This window comes from Kaistella sp., assembly GCF_032060305.1.
Classification (GTDB): domain Bacteria; phylum Bacteroidota; class Bacteroidia; order Flavobacteriales; family Weeksellaceae; genus Kaistella; species Kaistella yananensis.
The window spans coordinates 10,280-14,171 of the sequence record NZ_DAMBHK010000063.1; the positions used below are offsets into that span (position 1 = coordinate 10,280).

5 protein-coding genes and 1 tRNA gene (1 of these 6 only partly in view) are annotated in these 3,892 nt (G+C 37.1%); 2 read left to right on the forward strand and 4 right to left on the reverse strand.

Translation table 11 applies throughout. The annotated features are described in order from the left end of the window. A tRNA-Lys gene (locus V5N63_RS09150) sits at positions 1-19 on the reverse strand; it reaches 154 nt to the left of the window's first position. A gap of 126 nt (positions 20-145) precedes the next feature. Between V5N63_RS09150 and V5N63_RS09155 the strand changes: the two genes are divergently transcribed. Next, positions 146-655, forward strand: a complete 510-nt coding sequence (locus V5N63_RS09155; protein ID WP_332033697.1) for a shikimate kinase — start codon at positions 146-148, stop codon at positions 653-655. On the opposite strand, the gene V5N63_RS09160 is transcribed toward V5N63_RS09155, so the two are convergent. Next, positions 652-1,089, reverse strand: coding sequence for an RNA-binding S4 domain-containing protein (locus V5N63_RS09160; protein WP_332033698.1), 438 nt, complete (start codon positions 1,087-1,089; stop codon positions 652-654). The two genes, V5N63_RS09155 and V5N63_RS09160, sit on opposite strands and share 4 nt — an antisense overlap. Before the next feature lie 58 nt (positions 1,090-1,147). On the opposite strand from V5N63_RS09160, the gene V5N63_RS09165 reads away from it, so the two are divergent. Further along, entirely contained in the window at positions 1,148-1,870 is a 723-nt protein-coding gene (locus V5N63_RS09165; RefSeq protein ID WP_332033699.1) for a hypothetical protein, read from the forward strand. Between the two features lie 55 nt (positions 1,871-1,925). Here V5N63_RS09165 and recO read toward each other — a convergent pair whose 3' ends face one another. Beyond that, a complete protein-coding gene (gene recO / locus V5N63_RS09170) occupies positions 1,926-2,615 on the reverse strand; it encodes a DNA repair protein RecO (protein ID WP_332033700.1) in 690 nt (229 codons plus the stop codon). Continuing rightward, a partial coding sequence (porZ, locus tag V5N63_RS09175) for a type IX secretion system anionic LPS delivery protein PorZ (protein ID WP_332033701.1) occupies positions 2,615-3,892 on the reverse strand: 1,278 nt, incomplete at its 5' end. The genes porZ and recO, both read right to left, overlap by 1 nt.

Consider the following 3,892-nt stretch of genomic DNA (forward strand, 5'->3'; position numbering starts at 1 on the left):
CCAGCTGAGCTACCGAGTCGGCCACTCTCTAAAACGAATAATTAAAAACCGAAGTCTGTAATTATTTTCCCTTTTTGAGTGGTGCAAAGATAGGCCTTTTTTTAAAATCTCAAAATTTTTTTAGTAATTTGTACAAAATTCAAAAATGATTATTTCACTCATAGGATACATGGGAAGTGGTAAATCTCACATTTCCAAAGTTTTGAGCCAAAAGCTACATTTAAAATTAATTGATCTCGACAAAGAAATTTCTTTGAAAAATAATTTATCCATTCACGAAATCTTTCAAAAAAAGGGTGAAATATACTTTAGAAAGCAGGAACGGGAATTACTTGAAGAGATTTTAGCAACTTCTGAACACTGTATTTTAAGTCTGGGTGGGGGCACACCCGCTTACTATAACAATATGCAACTTATCAATAAGCATACGCAAAGTATTTTCCTCCGAACTTCTGTAAAAACACTTTCTCAGAGACTCTTAAAACAGAAACAGAAAAGACCGCTTATTGCTTCCCAGAATGACGAAGATTTACCGGAATTTATTGCCAAGCATCTTTTTGAAAGAAATTTCTATTACTCACAGGCAAAATTTACTATCGATACCGATGGTAAAGAACCAGAACAGATTGCCGATGAAATTGAAGCGTTGTTTTAATCTTCAGTATTTTCGTTCACATCGCTGAAAAATATATCCCAGTCATCATCAGCCATTTCGGAATTTGCATCTCCGGCTACATATTCATCCATATCCCGGCGATCTTTTTTAGTAGGTCTTCCCTCGCCTTTTCCTCGGTAGTAATCCTGGGTAAGCTTACGTAGTTTAAGGATTTCGTATTGTTCTTTATCTGTTTTGTCTTCAATATGAAGGGGAACCAACTTCGCACCTAACCTGCTTTTCGGGATCTCAAGAACCTTAATCTTATAATCGATTTGATTTTTGCGAATTTTTATCACATCTCCCGGATTCACCTCTTTGGATGATTTCACCACATTATTTCCCACAGAAACTCTGTTTTTCTTGATTTCATCGGCCGCAATACTTCTTGTTTTGTAAAAACGTACGCACCATAAAAATTTATCGATTCTCATATTTTATTTATACTTTTGCTGGATTGAAAATTTTAGCAATTTAATGATAATATTAAAAATGAAGAAAACATTCTTATATCTCGCATTAGCATCTATAGCCATCATATCTTGCAGAAACGATGATAATCCTGATACAACAGAGGAAGTAAGCATAGAAACACAGAATACATATGATGACCAGGCGGCACAGCACTTTCTGGATACTCATTACCTTGATGCGAAAGGAAATATAAAAGAATTTGTTGCTACAGATACGGTAAACGTAAAGTTAGCCGATTTGAACCCTGTAACTTTGCCGTCCGGTGTTATTTATATCGTGAGACCCGGCGCACAGCCAACCGCTGGAACAAATATTGGCCAATATGATTTGCTTAGATTAATGAGTAGATCGACAACTTATGTTGCTACAAATACCGATAATAAGGTTACTTTTACATCACCATCAACCTTCAGAAATACCATCGACGGTGCTGGGGTTCCGGAAGTAGATCCTTCTTATTTCTACGTAAAAAAATCTGTTCTCACAAGTGCAACAGTTGCCGCTGCCAAAGAGAGAAGTTACTATGAAATTGAAGGATTTCAGGAAGCGATTAAAAAATTCCAGGCATTTGATATGCCCGATGACAGCAATTATAATCTTCAGGGTGTGATCATTGTTCCTTCCAGAGCAGCTTTTGCAAGAGATGTACATTTCAATTATACCGGTCTTGCATACAGAAACAGGAGTTTTGTATTTAATTTCCAAATTTACAAAACAACACATTTTGATGCAGAAAGATAATATCTCAGCATAAATAATTAAGTTCCTCATTTTTGAGGAACTTTTTTTTGTCCCGTTATTCGTAAATCTGTCGCAAAACAGCCAAAGAATTAGGGGTATAAAATCCCGAAAAATGCAGGTTATAGTAAACCATCAGCGAATCGAGAAAAGCATTTCTTTCCGCCCGCTGAAGCTTTATTGAGTACGTTTGGGGCGCAGTTAAAAAACGCTTCCAAAGCTGTGAAATTTCTTCAGTAAAAAGTGGATGAGAAATTTGGTCTCTGAAAACTCCTGATTCGGGGTCCAAATATTTTTCGTCTTTAAAAAGCGGTGCAATTCCAGAAATTTTTAAAAAATTAAAAATTAACGATATATGCGAATTATGGTTATTGAGGGCAATTTCATGCCTGAACTCTTCTATTTCATTAAAAGCCAAGTCATTTTGATGTTCTTCCCTTAAGATCTGATGAAGAAAATCTGCAGTAAAAAACAGTACTGAGTTGATCTTTACATCATTAAAATCGTGGATACCGGCAGAAAGTTCGATTTTTGATGCCGTTGAAATTCCTTTTTGAGCATTGGGTTTTGAGACCGTGATGTTTAGAAGATTTAATGGAAGAAGATAAGGTTTCTTTTTATTTTTCGACGAATAAATGCCTCGTGCAAAAAAACTCTGGTAGCCTGTATCTGCCGAAAAACAATGCAGCACAGCACCATTATCTCCATATTTCACATACGAAAGTAAGTAGCAGGTTTGGGTAAACATTAGTTTACTACAGCAATTTTTGCAGTCGCAGTATCGGTTCCGTCTGCATTGGTCATCAGGACAAAATAAATCCCCGACGCTACCCGAACTCCCCGATGGTTATTGAGATTCCACTCGTAATATCCTCCTCTGGAAACAGCCTGATGAACAAGGTTTCCGGCAGCATCTGTAATCCGGATATTGGTTTTTTCAGCCAAACCTCTAATCCGTACATTGCCTTTATATTTGGAATAAACCACCGGATTCGGATACACCAATACATCCCCGAAATCCTCTGTTACATTCAAAACATCACCCTGATAAACCATCACTCCATCGAGCGTTACAAAATATACTTTGCCGGTTTTATTGTCAACTTTTATATCGGTTACGCTGTTACTTGGGAGAGGTGAATTTTCTTTTGTAAAATGCTTCAATGTTTGTTCGCCAGTTGAACTCAGATAAAAAACACCGCCATCATCAATTGAAATCCATTTTTGGTTTCCGGCGTCTACCTCAATTTGTAGAATGCTGCTGTCGCGGAACAGTTCTTCACCAAGACCATTTTCTTCAATGATAATTGGTTCTGCCTGCGGATTTTCTTCACTGATAAATGAAGATGGGTTACTGATGATGCGGAGACCTATTCTCGTTCCGATCCAGATATCATCATTTTTATCAATATTTGCCGACACCACTCCATCTGCAGGGAGATTATTGTTTTTTCTAAGGATTTTAAAACGGTCGTCTCCTGTGGATGCTGGCGTATTCTTGTAGTCGTAGACCAGTAAACCACCCCCAGTGAAATCTGGGGAAGGAATATAGAGAATTCCTGACTTCGTAAAAGGCTTCTGTACGCCGCGACCTGTTAAAGGTGCTACTAAATTAAAATCATCAGTAATGGAATTGTATAAATAAAAACCTATTCTATCTGAATTAACTCCTGATACTGAAACAAACAACTGATTATTTTCGTCAAATGTGCAACCAATTGACCGGTTCAACCATCCACCAGTACTTACATAGCGTTTTTCAAACTCATTATTATTCATTCTGTAGATACCCTTTCCACCGTCTATTGGGGTAAAGTTTGTAAAGAAAATCTCTGATGGCTTGGAGGGATTTATAACAGCATCCATTACATTGAACAGAATATTTGAATTTTTAAAATATTCCGGGTACACCCAGCTGGTCCCATTAAAATGGTAGTATCCTAAATTCCTGTAAATTGGAGTATTAAAAGCATCCCTGCCTCCGGTAGAAATTACAATCTGGTTTTCATGAAGATTGATCTTATA